Origin of the sequence: Streptomyces sp. C36 (genome assembly GCF_040932295.1) — a bacterium.
Classification (GTDB): domain Bacteria; phylum Actinomycetota; class Actinomycetes; order Streptomycetales; family Streptomycetaceae; genus Streptomyces; species Streptomyces triculaminicus.
The window spans coordinates 190,006-215,072 of the sequence record NZ_JBFQGI010000001.1 but is presented as its reverse complement, the minus strand read 5'-3'; the positions used below and the strand labels follow the sequence as shown (position 1 = coordinate 215,072).

Genomic DNA, 25,067 nt, shown 5'->3' with positions numbered 1-25,067 from the left:
CTCAGGCGCGCCGGTAGACGGGCGGGCGTTTCTCGGCGAAGGCGAGGGCGCCCTCCTTGGCGTCGGCGGTGCCGAGGACGGCGTGGCCGCGCTCGAGTTCGAGGGCGAGGGCCTCGGTCTCGGGCAGTCCTTCGGTGTCGAGGACGCAGGCCTTGACGGCCTCGACGGCCAGCGGGGCGTTGGCGTTGACCAGTTCCGCGGTCTCCAGGGCCCGCTCGAGCGCCGTGCCGTCCGGGACGACGTGCCCGACGAGCCCGATGCGGTGGGCCTCGGCGGCGGTGTAGGGGCGGCCGGTGAGCAGCATCTCCAGGGCGTGGGTGCGGGGGATCTGGCGGGGCAGGCGGACCGTGGAGCCGCCGAGGGGGAACAGGCCGCGGCGCACCTCGTAGAGGCCGAAGGTGGCGCCGCTTCCGGCGATGCGGATGTCGGTGCCCTGGAGGATCTCGGTGCCGCCCGCCACGCACGGGCCCTCGACGGCGGCGATGACGGGCTTGCGCGGCCGGTGGTGGCGGAGCATGGCCTTCCAGTGCAGGTCGGGGTCGGCCCGGAAGCGCTCGCGGACGGGGTCGTCCGGGCCGGTGGCCGGCCGGCCCGCGAGGGCCTTGAGGTCCATTCCGGAGCAGAAGGCTCCGCCGGCGCCGGTGAGCACCACCGAGCGGATGCCGTCGTCGGCGTCGGCCAGCAGCCAGCCGTCGTGGAGCGCGGCCAGCATCGGCAGGGAGAGCGCGTTGCGCGCCTCGGGCCGGTTCAGGGTGAGGACGAGCGTCGCGCCGACGCGCTCGAGCGTGAGGTGTTCGGTGCCGTCCGGGATTCCGCCCATGGAAGCCCTCCCGTCGTGAAGACCGCCACCAGCGTGCAGGAGGCGGGGAGCGGGTTCAAGAGTTTTCTGACAGATCGTCAGATTCATTGGTCCGGGCCCTTCCCCCTCCCCCGCCGCGGCGCTCTAATGACGGCCGTGGACTACAACCTCGCCGATCTCTTCGAGTCGATCGCCGACGCGGTACCCGGCCGGGAGGCGCTCGTCCACCTCGACCACCCGGGCGACGGCGCCGAACGCCGCCTGACGTACGCCGGGCTCGACACCGCCGCCTGCCGGCTCGCCCACCACCTGCTGGACAGCGGGATCCGGCCCGGCGAACACGTCGGACTCCACCTCCTCAACGGCGTGGAATACCTCCAGACCCTCCTGGCCTGCCTGAAGATCCGGGCGGTGCCGGTCAACGTCAACTACCGCTACGTCGCCGACGAGCTGGCCTACCTCTACCGCGACGCCGACCTGGCGGCCCTCGTCTTCGACGGCGCCTTCACCGAACGCGTGGCGGCCGCCCTGCCTCGGACGCGGCGCCTGCGCCACCTGATACGCGTGGGCCCCGCCCCCGCCCCCGACGGCGCGGCGGCACCGCGCGTCACTCCGGTCCCGTTCGCCCCCGTCCCGTTCACCGAGGCGGAGGGCGCGGGCTCACCCGTACGCGACTTCGCCCCCCGCTCCGGCGACGACCGCTTCGTCATCTACACCGGCGGCACCACCGGCATGCCCAAGGGCGTGGTGTGGCGGCAGGAGGACCTCTTCTTCTCCGGCCTCGGCGGCGGCGCGCCCACCGGCGAACCGGTCACCCGGCCCGGGGAGCTCGCGGAGCGCGCGGCGGCGGGCCGCGAGGGCCTCGTCCTCTTCCCCGCCGCGCCCCTGATGCACGGCACGGCCACCCTCACCGCCCTCATCGCCCTCCAGCAGGGCCAGAAGGTCGTCCTGCACACCAAGTTCGCGCCCGAGGAGACGCTGCGCACCCTCGCCCGCGAGCGGGTCACCGGCCTGTCGCTGGTCGGCGACGCCATGCTGCGCCCCTTGGTCGACCTGCTGGCCGGGCCGCTACGGGGCACCGACTGCTCGTCGCTGCGCAGCGTCAGCAGCTCGGGGGCCGTCCTGTCGGAGACGGTGCGCGCCCAGTTCGCCGCCCTGCTGCCGGGAGTACGGCTGATCAACAACTTCGGCTCCTCCGAGTCCGGCTTCAACGGCACGGCCCTCGAGGAGAAGGGCCGGGGTGGGCCCGGGCTGCGGATGCGCGTCAACGCCCGTACGGCCGTGGTCGACCCGGTCACCCACCGGCCCACCGCCCCCGGCGAGGTGGGCCGCGTCGCCCAGCACGGCCATGTACCCCTCGGCTACCACAACGACCCCGAACGGACCGCCGCCACCTTCTTCACCACGCGCGGCGAACGCTGGGTACTGCTCGGCGACCTGGCCACGGTCGACGCCGACGGCGTGGTCACCGTCCTCGGCCGCGGCTCGCAGTGCATCAACACCGGCGGCGAGAAGGTCTTCCCCGAGGAGGTCGAGCAGACCCTCAAGGCCCACCCGGCGGTGTACGACGCCGTGGTCACCGGCGTCCCCGACCCCCGCTGGGGCCACCGCGTGGCAGCCGTCGTCCAACCCCGCGAGGGAGCGGAACCACCGACCCTGCCCGCCCTGCAGGCACACTGCCGGGAGCGGCTGGCGGGCTACAAAGTGCCGCGCAGCGTCGTCCTGACGCGGCACATCGAACGCTCGCCAAGCGGCAAGGCGGACTACCGGTGGGCACGGGCCGTGGCGGACGGGACCTCTCCGCCGTAGGCGGGGCGGCTCGGGCGCCGGTGCCAGGGCCGACGCCCCTGCCGGAAGCCCCCGCACCGCCTCCGTCGGCCTACTGGCGGCTTCGACGGGCCGCCATACTTGAGGGGCCGGGGGAGGCACAGCGAATCGACGGGGGCGGCGGCACAGCATGGCGGACACCAGGCTGATCCAGGGCCGGTACCAGCTGCTCGACCTGATCGGGCGGGGCGGGATGGGCGAGGTGTGGCGTGCCCGCGACGAATCGCTGGGCCGGCACGTGGCCGTCAAGTGCCTCAAGCCCATGGGACGTCAGCACGAGCAGTCGTATCTGCGGGTGCTGCGCGAGCGGTTCCGGCGCGAGGCGCGGGTCGCGGCCTCGCTGCAGCACCGCGGCATCACCGTTGTGCACGACTTCGGCGAGTCGGAGGGCGTGCTGTATCTGGTCATGGAGCTGCTCGAGGGGCGCAACCTCAGCCAGCTGCTGGAGGACAACAGGCAGCATCCGCTGCCCGTCGCCGAGGTCATCGAGATCGCCGAGCAGGTCGCGGCCGCCCTGGCCTACACCCACCGGCAGGGCATCGTGCACCGCGACCTCAAGCCCGCCAACATCGTGCGTGTCGCCGACGGCACGGTGAAGATATGCGACTTCGGCATCGCGCGCCTCGCCCATGACATCGGCTTCTCCGCCCGGCTCACCGGCACGGGAATCGCCATGGGCACCCCGCACTACATGTCGCCCGAGCAGATCGGCGCCCAGAACGTCGACCACCGCAGCGACCTGTACTCGCTGGGCTGTGTGCTGTACGAGATCGCCACCGGCGCGCCGCCGTTCGACATGGACGACGCCTGGGCCGTGCTCGTCGGCCACCGTGACACCCCGCCCCGGCCGCTGCGGCCGGTGCGCCCGGAGCTCCCCGAGCCCTTCGAGCGGGTGGTGCTGGACCTGCTCGCCAAGGATCCCGAGGACCGGCCGGAGGACGCGGCCGAGCTCGTACGGCGCATCGCCGCGCTGCCACCGCTGCGGGCGGACGAGCCGCCGCGCCGGACCCCGCCCGAGGGGCGTCTGCCGCCTATGGGCGCCTCCGCGCGGCTGTCCGGGCCGCCCCGGCTGCCCGGCTGGGCCCGCGACATGACCACCGGTTCCAAGGCGGCCGGCACCGGCCCCCTCCAGCCGCCGCCGGACCCCGCCGCCGCGCTCACCGGCTCGTGGACCGAGCCCTGGGCCGTGGGTCCGGGCGGGGCGGGTCCCCGCCGTACCGTGCCGCGCACCGCCGGGGCCGAACGCCCTCCCCCGCCGGAGCTGGTCGCCGAACTGGCCGGCCGGCACAGCGAGGGGCTGCGCCTGGCCCGCCTCGACCGATGGGCCGAGGCCGGCGAGGTGCAGCGGGCCGTGGTCGCCGAGCGCGAGCGGATCCTCGGCCCCGACCACCCCGACACCCTGGCCAGCCGCTACGAGGTCGCCGTCGCCCTCGCCCGCCTGGGGCGGCCCGGGGACGCGCTGCGCGAGTTCGCGCGGACCGCGGCCGGCCGGGAGCGGGTGCTGGGCCCCGAGCACCCCGACACGCTCGCCGCGCGCCAGGAGACGGCGTACGTCCTCGGGCGGCTCGGCCGCCACTTCGAGGCCCACCAGGTGTACACGGCCGTGCTCGCGGTCCGGGAGCGGGTGATGGGCCCCGACCACCCCGAGACCCTGCGCTGCCGCAACAACCTGGCGTTCAACCTCGGCAGGCTCGGCCGGCCGGAGGAGTCGTACGACATGGCCCGCGACGTCGCCGCGGCCCGTACCCGCCTCCTGGGCCCCGAGCATCCCGACACGCTCGTGACCCGCTACGAGGTCGGCTACGCGCTGGGCCAGCTCGGCCGCTGGACCGAGGCGCTGCGCACGTACCAGGCGGTGGCCGCCGCCCGGGCCCGGGTGCTCGGCCCGGACCAGCCCGACACCTTCGCCGCCCGCTACGAGGCCGGGATCTGCCTCGGCCGGCTGGGCCGCAGCGCGGAGGCGCTCGAGCTCTACCGCGAACTCGTCGAGGACCGCACCCGTGTGCAGGGGGCCGCCCATTCCGACACCCTGCGCGCCCGGCACGGTCTGGGCGTCAACCTCGGCCGGCTGGGCCGCTGGGAGGAGGCGCTGGCCGAGGCGCGCGACGTCTGCGCCATCCGCGCCCGGGTGCTGGGCGCCGACCATCCCGACACCCTCGTCAGCCGCCGCGAGGTGGCCGTGGGACTCGGCTGGCTCGGCCGCTGGACCGACGCCCTGGCCGTCTACCGCGACGTCGCCCAGGCCCGCCAGCGGGTGCTGGGCGCCGACCACCCCGACGCGCTGGCCAGCCGCCACGACGAGGCCCACTGCCTGGAACAGCTGGGCCGTTCCGCCGAGGCCGTCGAGCTCTACCGGCAGGTCGCGGCCGTACGCCGGACCCGGGGCACGCGGGGCCACCGGATCCCGCCGAACTGACGCGTCGTCAGAAATATGGTGCGGCCGGGTTCCCTCGCCGGCCGCCCTGCGGCATCCTGCCGCCCATGCGGACCGAGCTGAGCCGCCGGCTGGGCATCGAACACGCCCTCTTCGGCTTCACACCGTTCCCCGCGGTCGCCGCGGCCATCAGCCGGGCCGGCGGCCTCGGCGTCCTGGGCGCGGTGCGCTACGCCGCCCCCGGCGACCTCGCCCGCGACCTGGACTGGATGCAGGAGCACACCGACGGCAGACCGTACGGGCTCGACGTCGTGATGCCCGCCCGGCGCGTCGAGGGGGTGACCGAGGCCGACGTCGAGGCCATGATCCCGGCCGGCCACCGGGACTTCGTCCGGACGACCCTCGCCGAACACGGCGTGCCGGCCCTCCCCGACGGCGAGCCCTCCGGCTGGCGCGTCACCGGCTGGCTCGACGACGTGGCCCGCACCCAGCTCGACGTCGCCTTCGACTACCCCATCACCCTCCTCGCCAACGCCCTCGGCCCACCGCCCCCGGACATCGTCCGCCGCGCCCACGCGCGCGGCGTCCTCGTCGCCGCCCTCGCCGGCAGCGCCCGGCACGCCGTCCGGCACGCGGAGGCGGGCGTCGACATCGTCGTCGCCCAGGGCTACGAGGCCGGCGGCCACACCGGCGAGATCGCCACCATGGTGCTCACCCCCGAGGTCGTGCGCGCCGTCGACCCGCTGCCCGTGCTGGCCGCCGGGGGCATCGGCAGCGGCGAACAGGCCGCCGCCGCACTCGCCCTCGGCGCCCAGGGCGTCTGGCTGGGCTCCCTCTGGCTCACCACGGAGGAGGCCGGCCTGACCTCCGGCGCCCTCACCGCCAAGCTCCTGGCCGCCGGCTCCGGCGACACCGTGCGCTCCCGCGCCCTGACGGGCAAGCCCGCCCGCCAGCTGCGCACCGCCTGGACCGACGCCTGGGACGACCCGGCCGGCCCCGGCACCCTGCCCATGCCCCTGCAGGGCCTGCTGGTCGCCGAGGCCCTCACCCGCATCCAGCGCTACGAGGTCGGGCCCCTGCTGGGCACCCCCGTGGGCCAGATCGTCGGCCGGATGGACACCGTCAGGAGCGTACGGGCCGTGGTCGACGACCTGACGCGGGGCTTCGAACGAGCGGTGGAGCGCCTGAACCGCATCGCGGGCGGCGCCCGGGAGGAGGACGTCACGTCATGAAGGTCACGTCATGAAGCGCGAAAGCAAGGGCTTCTGGGCCCAGGCCACGGAGAACCCCGGCCGCACCGCCCTCATCACCCCCGACGGCGAGGCCTGGACCGCCGGCCGGCTGCACGCCGACGCCAACCGCCTCGTCCACGGCCTGCGCGCCGCCGGACTCCGCGCGGGCGACGCCTTCGCGACCGTGCTGCCCAACGGCCCCGAGTTCCTCACCGCCCATCTCGCCGCCACCCAGGCCGGCTTCTACCTCGTGCCCGTCAACCACCATCTCCTCGCACCGGAGATCGCCTGGATCCTCTCCGACTCCGGCGCCAGGGCGCTCGTCGCCCACGAGCGCTGGGCCGCCGCCGCGACCGCCGCGGCCGACGAGGCCGGCCTGCCCGCCGACCATCGCCACGCCGTCGGCACCATCGCCGGCTTCCGCCCGTACGCCGACCTCCTCGACGGCCGGCCCGGCGACCCGCCCGCGAACCGCACCCTCGGGTGGGTCATGAACTACACCTCCGGCACCACCGGCCGGCCGCGCGGCGTCCGCCGCCCCCTGCCCGGCAGAGAGCCGGAGCAGAGCCATCTCGGCGGGTTCCTGGGCTTCTTCGGCATCGAGCCGTTCGGCGACAACGTCCACCTCGTCTGCTCGCCGCTCTACCACACCGCCGTCCTGCAGTTCGCGGCCGCGTCCCTGCACATCGGCCACGAACTGGTGCTGATGGACACCTGGACGCCGGAGGAGACGCTGCGACTGATCGACGCCCACCGCTGCACGCACACCCACATGGTGCCCACGCAGTTCCATCGCCTGCTGGCACTGCCACCGGAGGTACGGGCCTCCTACGACGTCTCCTCCATGCGGCACGCCGTCCACGGCGCCGCCCCCTGCCCGGACCACGTCAAACGGGCCATGATCGACTGGTGGGGGGAGTGCGTCGAGGAGTACTACGCGGCCAGCGAGGGCGGCGGCGCGTTCGCCACGGCGGCGGAATGGCTGCGCAGGCCCGGCACGGTCGGCAAGGCCTGGCCCATCAGCGAGATCGCCGTCCTCGACGACGACGGCAAGCCGCTGCCCGCCGGCGAGACGGGCACCGTCTACCTGCGGATGACCACCGGCGGCTTCGCGTACCACAAGGACGCGGACAAGACCCGCGAGAACCGCGTGGGCGACTTCTTCACCGTCGGCGACCTCGGCCACCTCGACGAGGACGGCTACCTCTTCCTGCACGACCGCAAGATCGACCTGATCATCTCGGGCGGCGTCAACGTCTACCCCGCCGAGGTCGAGTCCGTGCTGCTGCGCCACCCCGCCGTCGCCGACGCCGCCGTCTTCGGCATCCCGCACGACGACCGGGGCGAGGAGGTCAAGGCCGTCGTCGAGGCCGCCGAGGGCCACCGGCCGGACGACGCGCTCGCCGCCGAACTCCTCGACCACTGCGCCCGCGCCCTGGCCGGATACAAGCGGCCCCGGTCCCTCGACTTCATCGCCGCCATGCCGCGCGACCCCAACGGCAAGCTCTACAAGCGCCACCTGCGCGAACCGTACTGGCGCGGCCGCGAGCGGACGGTGTGACACAGGCCGTACGGACCGGCGTCCGGCCCCCCGTGCGCGGGGGCCGGACGCCGGTCCTCAGCCGTCGGCCGGCGGGCGGTCAGCGTTCGCCGACCCGCACCACCTTCAGCTTCGGCGAGGAGAGGATGTCCTTCTCGCAGAACCGTCCCCGCACCATCCGGCCGGCCGAGAACAGCTCGGTCTGGTCGCTGTAGTGGGGGGAGGTGGGGTCGGAGGACTGTCCGTACGTCAGGAGCGTACGGGCCACCGGGCAGCCGCCACCGTCGAAGCCGACTGCCTGGATGTAGCTGGAGCCGTGGGCCACGTCGGTGTAGCCGCCGGCGGAGGCGTCCCAGCGGGCCTCGATCATGTTCCAGATGCCCAGGGCGTGCGCGCCGCCGGACAGCGGGATCCGCTTGCCGTTCCGCACGACGAACTGGTGCTCGCCCAGCGGCGCGTCGAGCGCGATGCCCGCCGCCCGCAGCTCCGCGACCGTGTCGGCCAGTGCGCGGGGGAAGCCGTCGGCCGAGGTGTCGAGCGTGTTCGGGGTCGTCACGGGCGAGGCGGCGGAGAAGGGCACCCGCCACAGCTTGTCCTCGGGGACCGTCCGCACCAGCCTGCGCCAGAAGCGGTCGAAGAGCAGCGCGCCCTTGCTGTCCTTGGCGACGGTCCGGTCCCACCGGGACAGGACGCCGCACGCCGCCGAGACGTCCACGCTCGTGCCGTCGCTGCCCGTGGCCCGGCCGCCGGGCAGCGCCGCACAGGCCTTCGCCGCGTCGGCGGCGGCCAGGGCGCCGGCCGGCGCCCGGTCGGCGAACTGCTGTCGCTCCAGGTCGGCCACGGTCAGCCGGCCGCGCTTCGCCATGGCGGCGACGTCCTGGAGCCCGCCGCGCGTGCGCAGCGAACGGGACGTCGCGGTGTCGCCGAAGATGCGCGGGTAGCCGGTCAGCGGCCGGTCCGCGTTGGCCAGCCAGGCGCTGTCGTTGGAGTTCTCGGCGTACGGGGCGTCGAGGAGCGTGGGCATCGCGGACGGGCCGAAGATGCCGTCCTGCACGGCGTCGGCGTCCCGGCCCGGTGCGCAGTCGCCGCGCGAGCCGTCCAGCACGGCCAGGCCCGCGGCCGGGAACGTCTGCCGCCCGAACGCGGTGGAGCAGCGCCCGGCGAGGTCGTCGGTGACGCGGGGCAGCACCTGAGACTGGGTGTGGAGGCTGTGCCCGGCGGAGTCGGCGGCGATGGTGTTCACCCAGGGCAGGCCCTGCGTACGCCGCAGCCCCTCCTGGATGTCGCGCACGCTGCGGGACCTGCTCAGCGCGAGCGAGGAGTCGATGAACCGCAGGCTCTGGGCGTTGGGGTCGTTGAGCGCGTAGGCCGTGCCGTCCGCCGTGGGCAGCGGCATGTCGTCGAGGGAGGTCACCACGGGTCCGAAGCGGGTCCACCACTGGGTGCGGACGACGTCGGAGGTACGCCCGTCCGCGCCCCGTACGGAAACGGTGACGGTGCGTTTCGTGATCCGTTCGGGTGTGCCGTCGACGAGGTAGCTGTGGGGGGCGCCGGGGGCGGTCCTGAGCTCGTGGAGGTTCAGCGGCACGCCTGTGGCGACCGTGTGGCTCCAGGCGATGTGCTCGTTGTGGCCGATCTCGACGATGGGCATGCCCAGCAGGGAGCCGCCCGATACGTTCAGCTCGCCGGGGATGGTCTGCTGCGACTGCCAGAAGCGGCGGCCGCCCTGCCAGGGATAGTGGGGGTTGCCCAGCAGCAGCCCGCGGCCGTTCGCGGTGGCGGAGCCGGAGAAGGCGACGGCGTTGGAGCCCATGTCGGCGTTCTGCCGGCCGAAGACCTTGCGTGCCGCCGCGGCCGGGTCCGTGGGCCCGGCGGGGGCGGCGGACTTCTTCGGCTGCTGCCCGGTGCCCGAGAGGCCGTCCGGGGCCAGGCCCTGGCCGCCCAGCACGGTGATGGCGTAGCCGCGCCGGGCCACGTCCACGGCGGTGACGGGAGTGACCCAGGAGGCGCCGCGGCAGGCCGGGTCGGAGATCTTGTTCTGCTTGAGCCAGGCGTTGTAACCGGCGGCCCAGCCGCGCATCAGCTCCTTGGCCTGGCTGCTGGGCCCGGCCGGGGCCGGTCTCTCCAGGAGCTTCTCCACGGTCCTCGCGTCCCGCACCCCGCGGAAGAACAGGTCGCTGGAGAGGTTGGTGGTGGCGGACGACAGCGACCCGTCGGGCCGGCCGTCGGGGCCGAAGGCGCGCGAGCGCTCGCCGCGCAGGGTGACGAAGCCGTCGGCCAGGACGCACACCTGATCCTTGGCCTGCGCCCAGCCCGAACCGAAGCCCAGGCTCGCGTAGTCCTTGCCGACGATGTGCGGAATTCCGTACTCGGTATAGCGGATGACGGCGGACAGGCCGTCCCCGGACGGCTTGAGCGCGCCGTCCCGGGAGGCCGCCGGGGCCTGGGGCGCCGCCGCGGCGGGCAGGGCGCTCACGCCGGTCGCCAGGGCGAGAGCGGCGACCGTCAGCGCGCGTAAGCGGTGACGAACGGGCAAAGTGACCTCCTGCGATAAGGGCGGGAAGAATCGTTGACAGGGGGGACGCGGCCGGAGGCCCCGGGGTTCAGCCGCGCTCGTCGACGACGCGCCGCAGCTTGCCGGCGGACCGCTGGAGGGTCCGCGGATCCACGAGCTCGACCGCCACGGACACCCCGACGCCCTCCTTGACCCGCCGCGCGAGATCGGCGGCAGCGGCCGCACGCCCCTCGGGCGTCGCCTCCGGGCGCGCCTCCGCCCGTACGGTCAGCCGGTCCAGCCGCCCCTCGCGGGTCAGCACCAGCTGGAAGTGGGGCGCGACGCCTGGTGTGCGCAGCACGATCTCCTCGACCTGGGACGGGAAGAGGTTCACCCCGCGCAGGATGATCAGATCGTCGGAGCGGCCGGTGATCCGTTCCATCCGGCGGAAGGGAGCGCCCGCCGTGCCGGGCAGCAGCCGGGTCAGGTCGCGGGTGCGGTAGCGGACGACGGGCATGGCCTCCTTGGTGAGCGAGGTGAACACCAGCTCGCCGTGGGCGCCGTCGGGCAGGACCTCGCCGGTGACCGGGTCGACGATCTCGGGATAGAAGTGGTCCTCCCAGATGTGCGGCCCGTCCTTCGTCCGCGCCCACTCCTGGGCGACGCCGGGGCCCATGACCTCGGAGAGCCCGTATATGTCGACCGCGTCGAGGGCGAAGCGCTCCTCGATCTCCCGGCGCATCTCCTCCGTCCACGGCTCCGCGCCGAAGACGCCCACCCGCAGCGAGGTGGCGCGCGGATCGATGCCCTGGCGCTCGAACTCGTCGAGCAGCGTCAGCATGTACGAGGGGGTGGCCATGATGACCCGCGGCCGCAGGTCGTGGATGAGCCGCACCTGGCGCTCGGTCATGCCGCCCGACGCCGGAATCACCGTGCAGCCCAGCCGCTCGGCCCCGTAGTGCGCCCCCAGTCCGCCGGTGAACAACCCGTACCCGTACGCCACATGCACCATGTCACCGGCCCGCGCCCCCGCCGCCCGCAGCGAACGCGCCACCAGGTCCGCCCAGACGTCGAGGTCGGCCTCGGTGTAGCCGACGACGGTGGGAGTGCCGGTGGTCCCGCTGGACGCGTGCAGACGGCGGAGGCGGGACCGGTCGACGGCGAACATGCCCCAGGGGTACCCCGCGCGCAGATCGGCCTTCGTGGTGAACGGGAAACGGGCGAGATCGCCGAGGGCACGGCAGTCCTCGGGCCGCAGCCCGGCCGCGTCGAAGGCGTCGCGGTAGAAGGCCACGTTGTCGTAGACGTGCCGCAGGGTCGCGCGCAGACGGGTCAGCTGGAGGGCGGTGAGCTCTTCGGGAGTCATGGTGGATCTTTCCCCCGATCGGGGGCTCTCCCTAACCGGGGGTAAGCGGATCACAGGGGCTCAGCGGCGCACCCTGGGCATGCCCAGGCCTATCCAGGAGATGATCTCGCGCTGGATCTCGTTGTTGCCGCCGCCGAAGGTGAAGATGACCGCGCTGCGGTAGCCGCGTTCCAGTTCGCCGTGGAGGGCGCAGCCCGCCGAGCCCTCCTTGAGGGGGCCGGCCGCGGCGAGCACCTCCATCAGCCAGGCGTACGCGTCGCGGCGGGCCTCGGAGCCGTAGACCTTGACGGCGGAGGCGTCCTGGGGGGTGAGCGTGCCGCGCTGGAGGGCGTCGACCATGCGCCAGTTGAGCAGCTTCATGGCCTCGAGCCGGATGTGCGTACGGGCGAGGCGGCCGCGGACCCAGCCCAGGTCGGCGACGCGGCGGCCGTCGGTCAGGTGGGTGGTGGCGGCCCATCGCCGGACGTCGTGCAGGGCGCGTACGGCGGTGGTGCCGTGGGCGGCGAGGGTGACGCGCTCGTGGTTGAGCTGGGTGGTGATGAGCCGCCAGCCCTCGTTCTCCCGGCCGACGCGGCGGGTGGCGGGGACGCGGACGCCGTCGTAGTAGCTGGCTGTGGTGTCGTGGGAAGCCAGGGTGTTGATGAGGGTGCAGGAGTAGCCGGGGTCGCTGGTGGGCACGAGGAGGATGCTGATGCCCTTGTGGCGGGGTGCGTCGGGGTCGGTACGGACGGCGAGCCAGACCCAGTCGGCGGTGTCGCCGTTGGTGGTCCAGATCTTCTGCCCGTTGACGGTGTAGTGGCCGGTGTCCACGTCGCCCTCGCGGACGGCGCGGGTGGTGAGGGCGGCGAGGTCCGTCCCGGCGCCCGGCTCGCTGTAGCCGATCGCGAAGTCCAGTTCGCCGGAGAGGATGCCCGGCAGGAAGTACGCCTTCTGCTCCTCGGTGCCGAACCGCATCAGCGTCGGGCCGACGGTGTTGAGCGCCATCAGCGGGAGCGGGACGCCCGCCTGGGCGGCCTCGTCGAAGAAGACGAACTGTTCCATCGGGGTCATGCCGCTGCCGCCGTACTCGCGGGGCCAGCCGACCCCCAGGCGGCCGTCCGCGCCCAGACGGCGGATGGTCCGGCGGTAGAAGCGCTTGCGCTCGGCGGGGTCGGCGTGCCGCTCGTAGGCGTCGTCGGGCACGAGGTCCGCGAAGTACTCGCGCAGCTCGGCCCGTAACCGCTGCTGCTGCGGGGTGTACTGGAGATCCACGGCCCCTCCATGTGGTCGCCGGCCGGTGCGTCCGGTCGTTTCCGGTCGCTTTTCGGATGCGGCGGACACGGTAGAGCGGGTCGCGGGCATTCGGAAGGCGGACGCCGGGGCCGAAAACGGATCATGGCGGACTCCGCAGGGAGTCCGCCATGATCATCGCGATGGGGTGCGCGGGAGGGTGGTGCGGGGCTCAGCGCCCCGCGTGCCGGCGGTGGCGTCCGCCGCCGCCCGGGCCGGGCACGGCCGCCGGGTGGTCGTAGCCGCCCCGGTCCGCCTCGAGTTCGGCGCGCTCCTCCTCCAGGCCGAAGCGCGCGAACAGGGCCCCGATCAGCGGCAGGCGGTCGAGGTTGGGCAGCAGCCAGGCGTGCCACACACCGGTCACGAAGAAGATCGCGGAGCCGGCGATCAGCACCGAGCCGAAGGTGTCGGTCGGGTAGTGGGCGCCGACGTACATCCGGGAGAAGGCCACCAGCAGGACGGCGAGGACGCCGAGGAACACGACGGTGCGGCGGTGCTGGGACTCACGCAGCAGGAAGTACACGCCGACCATGGCCGCGACGGTGAAGGCGGTGTGGCCGCTGGGGAAGCTGTTGGAGCCGATCTCGGGGTCCAGCATGAACTCCCGGGGCGGCCGGGGCCGGGCGACGATGGCCTTCGCGAGCTGGGTGCTGTTCCAGCCGATCGCGACCACCAGGAACGTGGCGCTCGCGGCGATGGGCCGGCGCCGCACGAACAGCAGGTATCCGCACCAGACCGCGAGGATCAGCACACCGGCGACCGGCGAGGCGCAGTAGCTGACGGCCTCCATCGTGTGGTTCAGCCAGCCGGTGCGGGTGTTGGTCTGGATCGTCCGGTCCAGGTCCAGGTCGTGCGGCTGGATGATCTTGGTGTGCGCGGCGGTCATCCCGAGGACGATCGCGCTCGCGAACAGCAGGATGGAGTAGCGCAGCCAGTGGCGCACGTAGGGCATGGGTGGGGCGTCCTTCGTATCGGTACGGCGGTACCAGGGCGGCAGCGCGGTATGCGTACGGTCTGGTGACGAGTACATGCCGCAAGGTCTCAGCGCGGCTGTACGTCAAAAAGTACACGCGCGCGGGCCCGCACTCGGCGGGCGCCCACGGTCGCACGGGAGCACCGGGCGGATGAGAACCCCCAGGCCGGGGCGGAGCGGGGGTCCGGGGCGTGACGGGGCTCACGTTCCGCGATCACGCGGGGACGGACGGGAGCCGGTGGGGCGCGTGGCGGCCGGTGGGGCGTGCGGGAGGGCGGACCGCGACCGCCAGGAGCCCCGCACCGGTCATACGTCCGTGATCATCAGGTCACCCGATCGTGATCACCACGTGAGGCTCCCGGGCGGGGCGCGGACAGCCGCGGAGCGGGAAGCGGTCAGGCCCATTCGATCACCAGCCGCTCCCCCTCCACGGCCACCGTGGTGCCGAAGGCGGCGCAGGCGCGGGTGAAACGGTCGCGGATCCACTCCCACCGGGCGCCGTGCGCCGCCGTCGTGCGGCAGTAGTCCAGGAACAGCGGAACCGCCTCCAGCCGCACCGGCCGCACGCGCGAGGGTGCGGCGCCGTCCAGGATCACCAGGAAGAGCAGGCCCAGGTCGTTGCGGAGCACGTCGTCGATCGCGTAGTCGTCGACGAAGTCGCCCATGTCGTGGACGACCCGGCCGCCGACGCCGTGGAAGACATGGGCGGAGTGCCCGGCGACCAGCGTCGCTCCGGCCTCCAGCAGGACGGGCGCGGCGTCCCGTACGTAGTGCGGCGGCCCGGGGGTCATGTTGGGCCCCCAGTGCGGGGTGACCAGCACGGCGTCGGCCTCGGCGGCCGCGCGGGCGATCAGGGCGGTGAGCCAGCCGGGAACGCCGTGGCGGAGGTCGGCGAGCGCCACGCCGGGCCGGTCGGCGGTCGCGGCGAAGTCCTCCGGGTGGTCGGTGACGCCGATGACCGCCAGCCGGCTCCCGCCCGCCTCCAGCACGGCGAACTCGCGGGCCGCCGTCACGTCGGGCCCCGCGCCCACCGCGCGCACCCCGGCGCGTTCCAGCAGAGCCAGGGTGTCGGTCAGGGCGTCGAACCCGAAGTCGAGGGCGTGGTTGTTGGCGACGGTCACGCAGTCCACGCCGAGCTCCGCGAGGACGTCGGCCGCGGCCGGCGGAGCGCGGAAGAAGAAGGGTTTCCCGGGGGCGGGCCAGTGCTCGCCCCGGTCCGACACGCAGCACTCGAGGTTGAGGACGACCAGGTCGGCCCCCGCGAGCACCGCCCGGAGCTCGTCGGACAGCAGCGTCGCCGCCTCGGGCGCCTCGCTCAGCCGCTCGGCCACTCCGCGCCCCAGCATGGTGTCGCCCGCCAGCGCCACGGTGATCGGTGCCATCCGGCCCCACCTCCGTCCTCCCCTTCCAGGGTGGCACCGGATTCCGGGGGGGGCACCGTGCGACCGCGCCGCCGGCCCGGGCCGCAGCGTCACCGACGGCCGGCTCGACGCGCGGAAAAGCTCCGTCACCGGAATGCCCGCCCGGCAAGGCCCCGCTCGCGGCGGCCGGCGGCGCATCATCACCACCATGAGCAGCGATTCCGCCGACGCGTCCGCTCCCCCGCCGGACGACGCCGGCCCCGACAACGGGCCGGCCGTCTCGCGGCGGGAGTTCGACGCGCTCTTCGAGGCGGTCCGCACCTGGGGCCGCTGGGACGACGCCGGGCGCGGGGCGTGGAACCGGGTGACCGGGGAGCACGTGCGGCAGGCCGTCGGGCTGGTACGGACGGGAGCCGTGGTGCCGATGGCGCGGCCGTGGGACACGGTGGCGGGGCCGGACAACGGCAGGCCCGCCCTGCGCTACATGTCCCACCTCGGCGACGTCGAGGCGGGCGCCGAGGCGCCCGAGCCGTCCACGCACAAGGACTTCCTCGGCGCCGACTACCACGGCAAGAGCGTCAGCCACGTGGACGCGCTCGCCCACGTCGCCTACCGAGGGCGGCTGTACGGCGGCGGAAGCGCGCGGGAGCTCGTGGGCTCGGGCGGCGCCCGCTTCGGCGCCGTCGCGGCGCTGGGGCCGCTGGTGACCAGGGGGGTGCTCCTCGACCTGCCCGCCGTGCTGGGGACCGCCTGGCTGGAGCCCGGGCGCGCGGTGCGCGCCGCGGACGTCGCCGCGGCGCAGGCCGCGCTCGGCGTGGAGATCGGCGAGGGCGACGCGGTGCTGCTGCGGGTCGGCCGCTTCCGCCGCCGGCGGGAACTGGGTGCCTGGGACGCCGACGCATCCTGCGCGGGGCTCCACGTGGACGCCGTGCCACCGCTGGCCGAGCGCGGCATCGCCCTGCTCGGCAGCGACGGCGACAACGACGTACGGCCCTCGCCGGTCGAGGGCGTGCACTCCCCGGTCCACGCGCTGGCCGTCGCCGCGATGGGAGTGCCGCTGCTGGACAACCTCGACCTCGAGGCGCTCTCCGAGGCCTGCGCCGGGGCGGGCCGGTACGCCTTCCTCCTCGTCGTGGCCCCCCTGAACGTCCCGGGCGGTACGGGTTCGCCCGTCACGCCGGTCGCGGTGCTGTGACACCCCGTACGACCTGTGGTGATCACGTACGGTTCCGGGACGTGACCTGTCCGCTCCCCCCGTCGCCATGCCTCCGCTCCACCCGTCGTTATGTCCGTGAAGTTCTAAAATGGAACAACAGTGCAGCCGCTTCGACGTACAGGTGGCCATGGCCGTACGCACCGATGAGGACCGACGAGGACCGACGAGGGAAGTGATCCGGATGGGGCTCGTGGCGGACGACATCGGCCCCGTGCTCGCGCGTGACCGATTCCTTCGCGGCGGGCCGGTCGAGGGCTCCGTGCGCGACCTGATCCTGAGCTCGTGGGAGCGGAGCCGGTCGCTGGGGCTCTCCCCGGACGGCTGCGAGCTCCCCTATGCCGAGGACCTCGACCTGGATGGCCGCCTCGTCCGGGCGGCCGGTCCCGTACTGGACCGGCTGCAGGCCATGTTCGCGGGCCGGAAGGTGAACGTGAGCCTGGCCGACGGGCGCGGGGCGGTGCTGCAACGCCGTTTCGGCGACCCGTCCATGGCCGAACGGCTGCCCGCGATCCAGAGCACCCCGGGCTTCGTGTTCGCCGAGAAGTTCGGCGGGACCAACGGCATCGGGCTGGCCCTCACGGAGCGGCGGCTGGTCAGCATCTACGGCGCCGAGCACTTCGCCGAACGCGCCCAGTCCAACGCGTGCTCGGCGATACCCGTCCGGGACCTGCTCAGCGGTCTCATCGAGGGCGTCCTGTGCCTCGGCTATCCGCCCGCCGAGGCGGACGCCGCCATCGGCACCGTGATCCGCAGGGCGGCCGGCGCCATCGAACAGCGGCTGCTGGAGCAGAGCTCGGCGCGGGAGCGCGGCCTGCTGCAGGCGTACCTCGACGCCAGGAGCCGGATGCCGGCCGGCGACGGGCAGCTCGGCGAGCTCGGCGCGAGCGGGCTGGACTGGCGCGACCAGATGATCCTCAAGGAGAAGGCCACCGAGCTGATCTCCTCCGCCCAGCGGGCCGCCGTCGAGGTGCACCTGCCCGGCGGCCGGCACGTCACCCTGGTCAGCCGCCCGGTGACGAGCGCCTCCGGAGTCGAGGGCGTCGTCATCGAGGCGCTCCTGCCCTCCCGGCACCAGCGCCTGGCCGTCTCCACCGAAGCCGCCCCGCCCCCCGGCCTCCCGGCGCACGAGGGCCTCGTCCACGTCGTCCCGGCGTCCGGGCTGCTGAGCGGCGGCGCCGTGCCCGGCCCGGCCTCCGCGACGGCACGGCCTCCCGGCCCGCCCCCCGCGGCCGCCCCGCCCCTCGCACCGCACGAACCCGATGCCTTCTCCGTGGCGGGCCACCTCACCGCCGACGGCCACGCCCCCGACGGCACGGCCGGCGGGCTGGTACTGGTGGGCGAGCCGGGCGTGGGCCAGTACGCCGTGGCGGCCCGGCGCCGGCTGGAGCTGCTGTCCGAGGCCAGCACCCGCATCGGCACCACGCTGGACGTGAGCCGCACCACCCGGGAGCTCGCCGAGATGGCCGTGCCGCGCCTGGCCGACTACGTCACCATCGACGTCCCCGAGGCGGTGCTGCGCGGCGACGAGCCGACCGACCCCTGCAAGGACCTCCACCGCACGGTGGTCCACGGCATTCGCGACGACTGCCCCTTCTACCCCGCCGGCGAGCGGGTCGAACTGAAGCCGGTCACGCCCCAGCTGCGCTGCCTGACCAGCGGGCAGACGGTACTGGAGCCCGAGCTGCGGGCCGCCCCCGGCTGGATCGCCCAGAATCCCGTGCGCGCCCGGCGCCTCCTCGCCCACGGCGTCCACTCCCTGATCACCGTCCCGCTCCTGGCACGTGGCATCGTGCTGGGCATAGCGAGCTTCTACCGCTCGCGGGATCCCGCCCCCTTCGGGGACGACGACCGCTCGCTGGCCCAGGAGCTGGCCACGCGCGCCGCCATCTGCATCGACAACGCCCGCCGGTACACCCGCGAACACACCATGGTCCTCGCCCTGCAGCGCAGCCTGCTGCCGCAGGGCTTCCCCGAGCAGAACGCCGTCGAGGTCGCGCACCGCTACATGCCCGCCGAGTCGGGGGTCGGCGGGGACTGGTTCGACGTCATCCCCCTCTCCAGCAGCCGCGTCGCCCTCGTGGTCGGGGACGTCGTCGGCCACGGGCTGCACGCCGCCGCCACCATGGGCCGGCTGCGCACCGCCGCGCGCAACTTCGCCGAGCTGGACCTCCCGCCGGACGAGGTCCTCACCCACCTCGACAACCTCGTGGGGCGCCTGGACCGCGAGGAGGGCGGCGACGACCCCTCCGGCGACAGCACCGGCATCATCGGCGCCACCTGCCTGTACGCCATCTACGACCCCACCTCGCAGCAGTGCGTCATGGCGCGGGCCGGTCATCCGCCGCCGGCGCTGGTGCACCCCGACGGGAGCGTCGAGTTCCCCGACCTGCCCGCCGGACCGCCGCTGGGGCTGGGCGGCCTGCCGTTCGAGACCGCCGAGTTCCACCTCCCCGAGGGCAGCCAGCTGGTCCTCTACACCGACGGGCTCGTCGAGGACCGCCGGCGCGACTTCGACACGGCCCTGGAGCAGCTGCGCGGCGCCCTGGCGCACCCCGACCGCCCGCCCGAGGACACCTGCCGGGAGGTCCTGGCGACCGTGGTGCCCGAGCACCCCGCCGACGACATCGCCCTGCTGGTCGCCCGTACGCACACCCTGGACCCGCACCGGATCGCCACCTGGGACCTGCCCGCCGACCCCTCGCTCGTCTCGTCCATCCGTTCCGCCGTCACCCGCCGGCTGTCGGAATGGGGTCTGGACGAGCTCGGCTTCTCCATCGAGCTGCTGCTCAGCGAGCTGGTCACCAACGCCATCCGCTACGGCACCGGCCCCATTTCGGTGCGCCTGCTCTACGACCGCACGCTGACCTGCGAGGTCGCCGACACCAGCAGCACGTCGCCACATCTGCGCCAGGCGGCCACCACGGACGAGGGCGGGCGCGGCCTGTTCCTCGTGGCGCAGCTCTCCCAGTCGTGGGGCACCCGTTACGTCCCCGGCGGCAAGGTGATCTGGGCGGAGTGCGCTCTGGAGATGCCGGGAGGGAAGTCCGGGGCCGACGGGGAGCACATGGCGTTCGACATCGATCTCGACGACATCCCGGCGATCTGACGGGCCGTCCGGCGCCGGGGCCGACCGGACCGTAGAGTATCGGAATCGACCGGGTTGTCCTGAAAGGTCCTGGAGGAGGCCGTGCACGACGCTCCCGACATCCGCTCCTCCCCGGGCGGCGACCCGCGGCCCCTCGTCCGGATACGCGGTCTCACCAAGTACTTCGGCGGCACGCTCGCGCTGGACGCGGTCGACCTCGACGTCCACCCCGGCAGCGTCCTGGCCCTGCTCGGGGCCAACGGCGCCGGGAAGTCCACGCTCATCAAGGTGCTCGCCGGCGTCCACCACGCGGACGAGGGCGAGGTGACCGTCGCCGGGTACCCGCTCGGCACCGAGGCGGCCTCCCGTGCCATGTCCTTCATCCACCAGGACCTGGGGCTGGTCGGCTGGATGACGGTCGCCGAGAACATCGCCCTGGGCACCGGCTACCCGCGCCGCGCCGGACTGGTCTCCTGGCGCCGCACCCGCCGGCAGTGCGCCGAGGCCCTCTCCATCGTCGCCGCGCACCTCGACGCGGACACCGTCGTCGCCGACCTCTCCCGCGCCGAACGCTCCCTGGTGGCGATCGCGCGCGCCCTGTGCACGCGCGCCTCGCTCATCGTCCTGGACGAGCCGACCGCCAGCCTCCCGGCCGCCGACTGCGAGCGGCTCTTCGACGTGCTGCACGCCCTGCGCGACCGCGGTCACGCCATCGTCTTCGTCACCCACCGGATCGACGAGGTGTACAAGGTCGCCGACTCCTTCGCCGTCCTGCGCGACGGGCGCGTCGTCGGCCACGGCCCGCTCGCCGGCCGCTCCCCCGCCCGCCTGGTGCACGACATCGTGGGCTACGAGCCGGACGCCCACCGCCTCGGCACCCCCGCCGCGGGCCCCGCCGTCCTGAGCCTGGAGGGCGTACGGACGGAGCACACGGGCCCGGTGGGCCTGCGGCTGCGCGCCGGCGAGATCCTCGGCATGGTGGGCCTCACCGGCGCCGGGCACATGGAACTGGGCCGCGCCCTCGCCGGCGCCCGGCCGATCCTCGCCGGCCGCGTCCTGCTGCACGGCCGGCCGTACCGCCCCGGCTCCGTCGCGGAGGCCGTCGCCGCCGGCGTCGGCTTCGTCAGCGGCGACCGTCAGGAGGAGGGCTGCGCCGCCGACCTGACCGTACGGGAGAACTTCCTCGCCAACCCCCGGGCGGGCGGGGCGCCGGGCCCGCACTGGATCAGCCCCGCGCGCGAGCGCCCCCGGGCCGCCGCCCTGATCGAGCGGTTCACGGTGCGCCCCCGGGACAGCGAGGCGCCGATCGCCACCCTGTCCGGGGGGAACCAGCAGAAGGTCATGATCGGCCGCTGGATCGGGCCGGTCCGCGGCCTGCTGATCCTGGAGGAGCCGACCGCCGGCGTGGACGTCGGCGCCAAGGCGGCCATCCACCGCCTCCTGCAGGACGCGCTCGCCGAGGGGCTCGCCGTCCTGCTGCTGTCCACCGACTTCGAGGAGGTCGCCACCGTGTGCCACCGGGCCGTGGTGTTCGTCCGGGGGTCGGTGACGCGGGAGCTGAGCGGCGAGGACCTCACCGTCACCGCGCTCGCCCACGCCGCCTCGGCCATGGCCCCCCTCACCGGGACGCCGGGGTGAGCGCCCCCCGCCCCACGCCGGTCCACCGCCTGGGACACCTCGTCGGCGCCTACGGCCTCCTGGCCCTGACCGCCCTGCTGTTCCTCGCCTTCTCGCTCGCCCTGCCGGACACCTTCCCCACCCTCGACAACATCTCCGCCGTCCTGTCCGGCCAGTCGATCCCGGCCCTCCTGGCGCTCGGCGCGACGATCCCCATCGCCACCGGCAGGTTCGACCTGTCCATCGGCTACGGCCTCGGCCTCGCGCACGTCATGACGATGCATCTCATCGTCGCCGACGGCTGGTCCTGGCCGCTCGCCTGCCTCGTGGTGATCCTCGGCGGGGCGGCCGTCGGCGCCGTCAACGGCGTCGTCGTGGAATTCGCCAGGATCGACTCCTTCATCGCCACCCTCGGCACCGGCAGCATCATGTACGCCTTCACCGGATGGATCACCGACGGAGCCCGGATCGTCCCCGGCCCGCAGGGCCTGCCGGCCGGCTTCACCGACCTCTACGACTCCCGGTTCCTGGGCCTGCCGGTGTCCGCCTTCTACGTCCTCGCCCTCACCGCCGTCCTGTGGCTGCTGCTGGAGCGCCTGCCGCTGGGCCGCTACCTGTACGTCATCGGGTCCAACCCCCGCGCCGCCGAACTGGTGGGCATCCCCTCCCGGCGCTACATCGTCCTCGCCTTCACCGGGTCGGGCTTCGTCGTCGGCGTGGCCGGGGTCCTGCTCGCCGCGCAGCAGCGGACCGGCAACCCCAGCGTCGGCATGGACTACCTGCTGCCCGCCTTCGTCGGCGCGCTGCTCGGCTCCACCGCCATCCGGCCCGGCCGCGCCAACGCCCTGGGCACCCTCGTCGCCGTGACCGTCCTCGCCATCGGCCTCGCGGGCATCGGCCAGCTCGGCGCCCGGTTCTGGGTCACCCCGCTGTTCAACGGCACCACCCTGCTCATCGCCGTCGGCCTGGCCGGCTGGGCCGCCCGCCGGCAGCTGCGCCACCGCCTGCGCCGACAGCGCTGAACGCCGCCTGCCCCGCCGTCCCCGAGCAAGGAGCGCCCGTGCACGCGAACCGCAGCAGCGCCCAGGGGGTCGCGGTCGCCCTGGTGGCGGCCGCCCTGCTCACCGGCTGCGAGCGCGGCACGTCCACCGGCGGCACGCCCTCCCCCACACGCACGGCGACGGCGGGCTGCCCCGCCGCCCTCGCCCGGGCCGAGGCGGCCGTCCGGCAGGCCGAGCGGACCGACCCCGGCAGGGGCGTACCCTCCTCCGGCCCCCGGGCCGTCCCCGGCAAGTCCCTCGTCTACGCCGCGCAGACCATGACCAATCCCGGCGTCGCGGGAGTCGCCCAGGGCCTGCGGGAGGCCGCGAAGGCCATCGGCTGGAACGTCCGGGTGATCGACGGCCAGGGCACCCCCGCCGGCATCCAGGCGGCGTTCAGCGAGGCGATCGCCCTGCGGCCCTCGGGCATCGTCATCGCCGGCTTCGACCCCCTTCTGACGTCCCCCCAGGTCGCGCGGGCCACGGCGGAACACATCCCGCTCGTCGGCTGGCACGCCGTCGCCGCCCCCGGCCCGAGCGAGGACCCCAAGCTTTTCACCAACGTCACCACCAGGGTGGAGGACGTCGCACGGATCAGCGCCGACTGGGTCATCGCGCACGCCCACGGCGACGCCGGCGTGGTGGTCTTCACCGACGCCTCGATCCCCTTCGCCAGGAACAAGTCCGACCTGATCAAGAAGGAGCTGGCGACCTGCGCCGGGGCGAGGATCCTGGCGGAGGAGAACATCCCGCTCTCGGACACCAGCAGCCGCACGCCCCGGGAGGTCTCCTCGCTGCTCTCCCGCTTCCCCGAGGAGTGGACCCACTCCGTCGCCATCAACGACGTCTACTTCGCCGACGCCGCCCCGGCCCTGCGCGCGGCCCGCAGGAAGGGGGCCGCCGCCCCCTTCAACATCGGCGCGGGCGACGGCGACCCCTCGGCCTTCCAGCGCATCAACAGCGGGCAGTTCCAGGCGGCCACGGTCCCCGAGGCGCTCTCCGAACAGGGCTGGCAGATCGTCGACGAGTTCAACCGCGCCTTCTCCGGCGAACCGCCCAGCGGCTACGTCGCCCCCGTGCACATCGCCACGGCCGCCAACAGCGGCGGGCTCACCACCTGGGACCCACCCGGCTACCGCGAGACGTACCGGAAGGTCTGGGCGGGTGAGGCGCGGTGACGGCGTGACGTCCCGGCCGGCCGGGCGGACCGCGCGCACCGGGCCGACGTGTCGTCACCGCCCGTGCGCCGGCCGGACGTAGGATCACGCCGACCCATCAGCCGAATTTCGGCTTGTGCGAGCTTTCAGGCAATTCGTCGAGGAGCCTGCCCCGGCAGGCCCACGGAGGCCGGCGGTGACCATGGACGAATCGGCAGCGGCACAGGCCCGCACGGCGCCCGGACAGCGGGACGCGGGGGTCGCCCGGGTGCCGGTGTCCCTGCGGGTGAACGGCACCGAGCGGCGGCTCGAGGTGGACACCCGCACCACGCTCCTGGACGCCCTGCGGGACGGGCTGAAGCTCACCGGCACCAAGAAGGGCTGCGACCAGGGGCAGTGCGGGGCGTGCACGGTGCACGTCGACGGCCGGCGGATGCTGTCCTGCCTGATCCTCGCCGCGAGCGCCGACGGACGCGAGGTGCGCACGATCGAGGGGCTCGAGCGGGACGGCACCCCGCATCCGATGCAGGAGGCGTTCGTCCGGCACGACGGCCTGCAGTGCGGCTACTGCACCTCCGGCCAGATCATGTCGGCCGTGGCCCTCCTCGAGGAGGGCCGGGCGGGCTCCGACGAGGAGATCAGGGAGTTCATGAGCGGCAACCTGTGCCGCTGCGGCACCTATCCCCACATCGTGGCGGCGATCCGCGAGGTCGCGGCCCGGGGTGACCATGCGTAGCTTCACCTACGTCCGGGCCACCGGCGTCGACGAGGCGATCGCCGAGGTCTCGGCGGACCCGGAAGCCGCCTTTCTCGCCGGGGGCACCACGCAGGTGGACCTGATGAAGGACGAGGTGTTCCGGCCCCTGCGGCTGGTGGACATCACCCGGCTGCCCCTGCGCGAGGTGAGCGGCGACGACGACACGCTGATCGTCGGGGCGCTGACCACGATGGAGGAGCTCGCCGCGCACGACGTCGTGGCGCGGCGGCTGCCGCTGGTGCGCCAGGCGCTGCTCCTGGGGGCCTCGCCGCAGTTGCGGCACATGGCCACCATGGGCGGCAATCTCCTGCAGCGCACGCGCTGCCGCTACTTCCGCGACCCGAGCACGGTCTGCAACAAGCGCGATCCGGGCGCCGGATGCGCCGCCCTCGACGGCTTCCACCGGATGCACGCGGTCCTGGGCACCAGTTCGCGGTGCGTGGCCACCCACGCCTCGGACGTGGCGGTGCCCCTGACCGCCCTGGGGGCCTCGGTGCGGATCCGGGGGCAGGGCGCGGAGCGCATGGTGCCGCTGACGGAGTTCTACCGCGTTCCGGGCGAGACCCCGCAGGTGGAGAACGTCCTCGAGCACGGGGAGATGATCACGCATCTGGAGATTCCGCTGCTGCCCCGCGGAACGCGCTCGGGGTATCTGAAGGTCCGCGACCGCGCCAGCTACGAGTTCGCGCTGGTGTCCGTGGCGGCCGCCCTGCTGATCGACGGCGGGACGATCCGCGCGGCGCACCTCGCGCTGGGCGGTGTGGGCACCGTCCCCTGGCGGGTGCCCCGTGCCGAGGAGCTGCTGCGGGGCGCGGCGCCGGGCCGGGAGGTCTTCGCGGCGGCCGCCGAGGCGGCCCTGAGCGGGGCGGTGGGCCTGCCCGGCAACGGTTTCAAGATCGAGCTCGGCAGGAGAGCCGTCGTACGGATGCTGAGCACCCTGGCGGAGGAGAGCTGAGCGCC

General features: G+C 74.2%; 16 protein-coding genes and 1 pseudogene. 11 read left to right on the top strand and 6 right to left on the bottom strand.

Features of this window, described 5'->3' with window-relative positions; all coding sequences use genetic code 11:
• Window position 1: 1 nt before the first annotated feature.
• Window positions 2–820, bottom strand: a complete 819-nt coding sequence (locus AB4K12_RS00900; RefSeq protein WP_086567681.1) for a crotonase/enoyl-CoA hydratase family protein — start codon at window positions 818–820, stop codon at window positions 2–4.
• 135 nt (window positions 821–955) lie between these two features.
• Here AB4K12_RS00900 and AB4K12_RS00895 point away from each other — a divergent pair, with 135 nt between their 5' ends.
• The 4 genes from AB4K12_RS00895 to AB4K12_RS00880 all read left to right on the top strand — a co-directional run bounded on the left by AB4K12_RS00895 (window position 956) and on the right by AB4K12_RS00880 (window position 7,793).
• A complete protein-coding gene (locus tag AB4K12_RS00895; protein ID WP_368432281.1) occupies window positions 956–2,608 on the top strand; it encodes an acyl-CoA synthetase in 1,653 nt (550 codons plus the stop codon).
• 148 nt (window positions 2,609–2,756) lie between these two features.
• Complete coding sequence (locus AB4K12_RS00890) at window positions 2,757–5,042, top strand: tetratricopeptide repeat protein (RefSeq protein ID WP_368432280.1); 2,286 nt, start codon at window positions 2,757–2,759, stop codon at window positions 5,040–5,042.
• 65 nt (window positions 5,043–5,107) lie between these two features.
• Complete coding sequence (locus tag AB4K12_RS00885) at window positions 5,108–6,232, top strand: NAD(P)H-dependent flavin oxidoreductase (RefSeq protein ID WP_368432279.1); 1,125 nt, start codon at window positions 5,108–5,110, stop codon at window positions 6,230–6,232.
• A 10-nt stretch (window positions 6,233–6,242) separates the two neighbouring features.
• Complete coding sequence (locus AB4K12_RS00880; protein WP_368432278.1) at window positions 6,243–7,793, top strand: acyl-CoA synthetase; 1,551 nt, start codon at window positions 6,243–6,245, stop codon at window positions 7,791–7,793.
• A gap of 79 nt (window positions 7,794–7,872) precedes the next feature.
• Here the strand turns inward: AB4K12_RS00880 and AB4K12_RS00875 are convergent, their stop codons facing one another.
• The 5 genes from AB4K12_RS00875 to AB4K12_RS00855 form a co-directional block, all read right to left on the bottom strand.
• Window positions 7,873–10,308: a penicillin acylase family protein gene (locus AB4K12_RS00875; protein ID WP_368432277.1), complete on the bottom strand. Its 2,436-nt coding sequence runs from the start codon at window positions 10,306–10,308 to the stop codon at window positions 7,873–7,875.
• Between the two features lie 67 nt (window positions 10,309–10,375).
• Window positions 10,376–11,632, bottom strand: a complete 1,257-nt coding sequence (gene paaK, locus AB4K12_RS00870; RefSeq protein ID WP_368432276.1) for a phenylacetate--CoA ligase PaaK — start codon at window positions 11,630–11,632, stop codon at window positions 10,376–10,378.
• A 60-nt stretch (window positions 11,633–11,692) separates the two neighbouring features.
• The gene (locus tag AB4K12_RS00865; RefSeq protein ID WP_368432275.1) at window positions 11,693–12,883 is read right to left on the bottom strand and encodes an acyl-CoA dehydrogenase family protein; all 1,191 of its coding nucleotides are present in this window, start codon (window positions 12,881–12,883) and stop codon (window positions 11,693–11,695) included.
• A gap of 190 nt (window positions 12,884–13,073) precedes the next feature.
• Entirely contained in the window at window positions 13,074–13,853 is a 780-nt protein-coding gene (locus AB4K12_RS00860) for a phosphatase PAP2 family protein (protein ID WP_368432274.1), read from the bottom strand.
• A gap of 416 nt (window positions 13,854–14,269) precedes the next feature.
• On the bottom strand, window positions 14,270–15,256 hold the full coding sequence (locus AB4K12_RS00855) for a CapA family protein (RefSeq protein WP_368432273.1): 987 nt from the start codon (window positions 15,254–15,256) through the stop codon (window positions 14,270–14,272).
• A 187-nt stretch (window positions 15,257–15,443) separates the two neighbouring features.
• On the opposite strand from AB4K12_RS00855, the gene AB4K12_RS00850 reads away from it, so the two are divergent.
• The 7 genes and pseudogenes from AB4K12_RS00850 to AB4K12_RS00820 all read left to right on the top strand — a co-directional run bounded on the left by AB4K12_RS00850 (window position 15,444) and on the right by AB4K12_RS00820 (window position 25,062).
• Entirely contained in the window at window positions 15,444–16,430 is a 987-nt protein-coding gene (locus AB4K12_RS00850) for a cyclase family protein (RefSeq protein WP_368432272.1), read from the top strand.
• Window positions 16,431–16,632: 202 nt separating this feature from the next.
• Window positions 16,633–19,557, top strand: a complete 2,925-nt coding sequence (locus AB4K12_RS00845; protein ID WP_368433115.1) for a SpoIIE family protein phosphatase — start codon at window positions 16,633–16,635, stop codon at window positions 19,555–19,557.
• Window positions 19,558–19,638: 81 nt separating this feature from the next.
• Complete coding sequence (locus AB4K12_RS00840; RefSeq protein ID WP_368432271.1) at window positions 19,639–21,174, top strand: sugar ABC transporter ATP-binding protein; 1,536 nt, start codon at window positions 19,639–19,641, stop codon at window positions 21,172–21,174.
• A gap of 32 nt (window positions 21,175–21,206) precedes the next feature.
• Window positions 21,207–22,175: pseudogene (locus tag AB4K12_RS00835) on the top strand (ABC transporter permease); the annotation flags it as partial.
• 38 nt (window positions 22,176–22,213) lie between these two features.
• Window positions 22,214–23,371, top strand: coding sequence for a substrate-binding domain-containing protein (locus AB4K12_RS00830; protein ID WP_368432270.1), 1,158 nt, complete (start codon window positions 22,214–22,216; stop codon window positions 23,369–23,371).
• A gap of 181 nt (window positions 23,372–23,552) precedes the next feature.
• Window positions 23,553–24,086, top strand: coding sequence for a (2Fe-2S)-binding protein (locus tag AB4K12_RS00825; RefSeq protein WP_368432269.1), 534 nt, complete (start codon window positions 23,553–23,555; stop codon window positions 24,084–24,086).
• A complete protein-coding gene (locus AB4K12_RS00820; protein WP_368432268.1) occupies window positions 24,079–25,062 on the top strand; it encodes a xanthine dehydrogenase family protein subunit M in 984 nt (327 codons plus the stop codon). The genes AB4K12_RS00825 and AB4K12_RS00820 overlap by 8 nt, the downstream gene beginning before the upstream one ends.
• Window positions 25,063–25,067 lie beyond the last annotated feature (5 nt).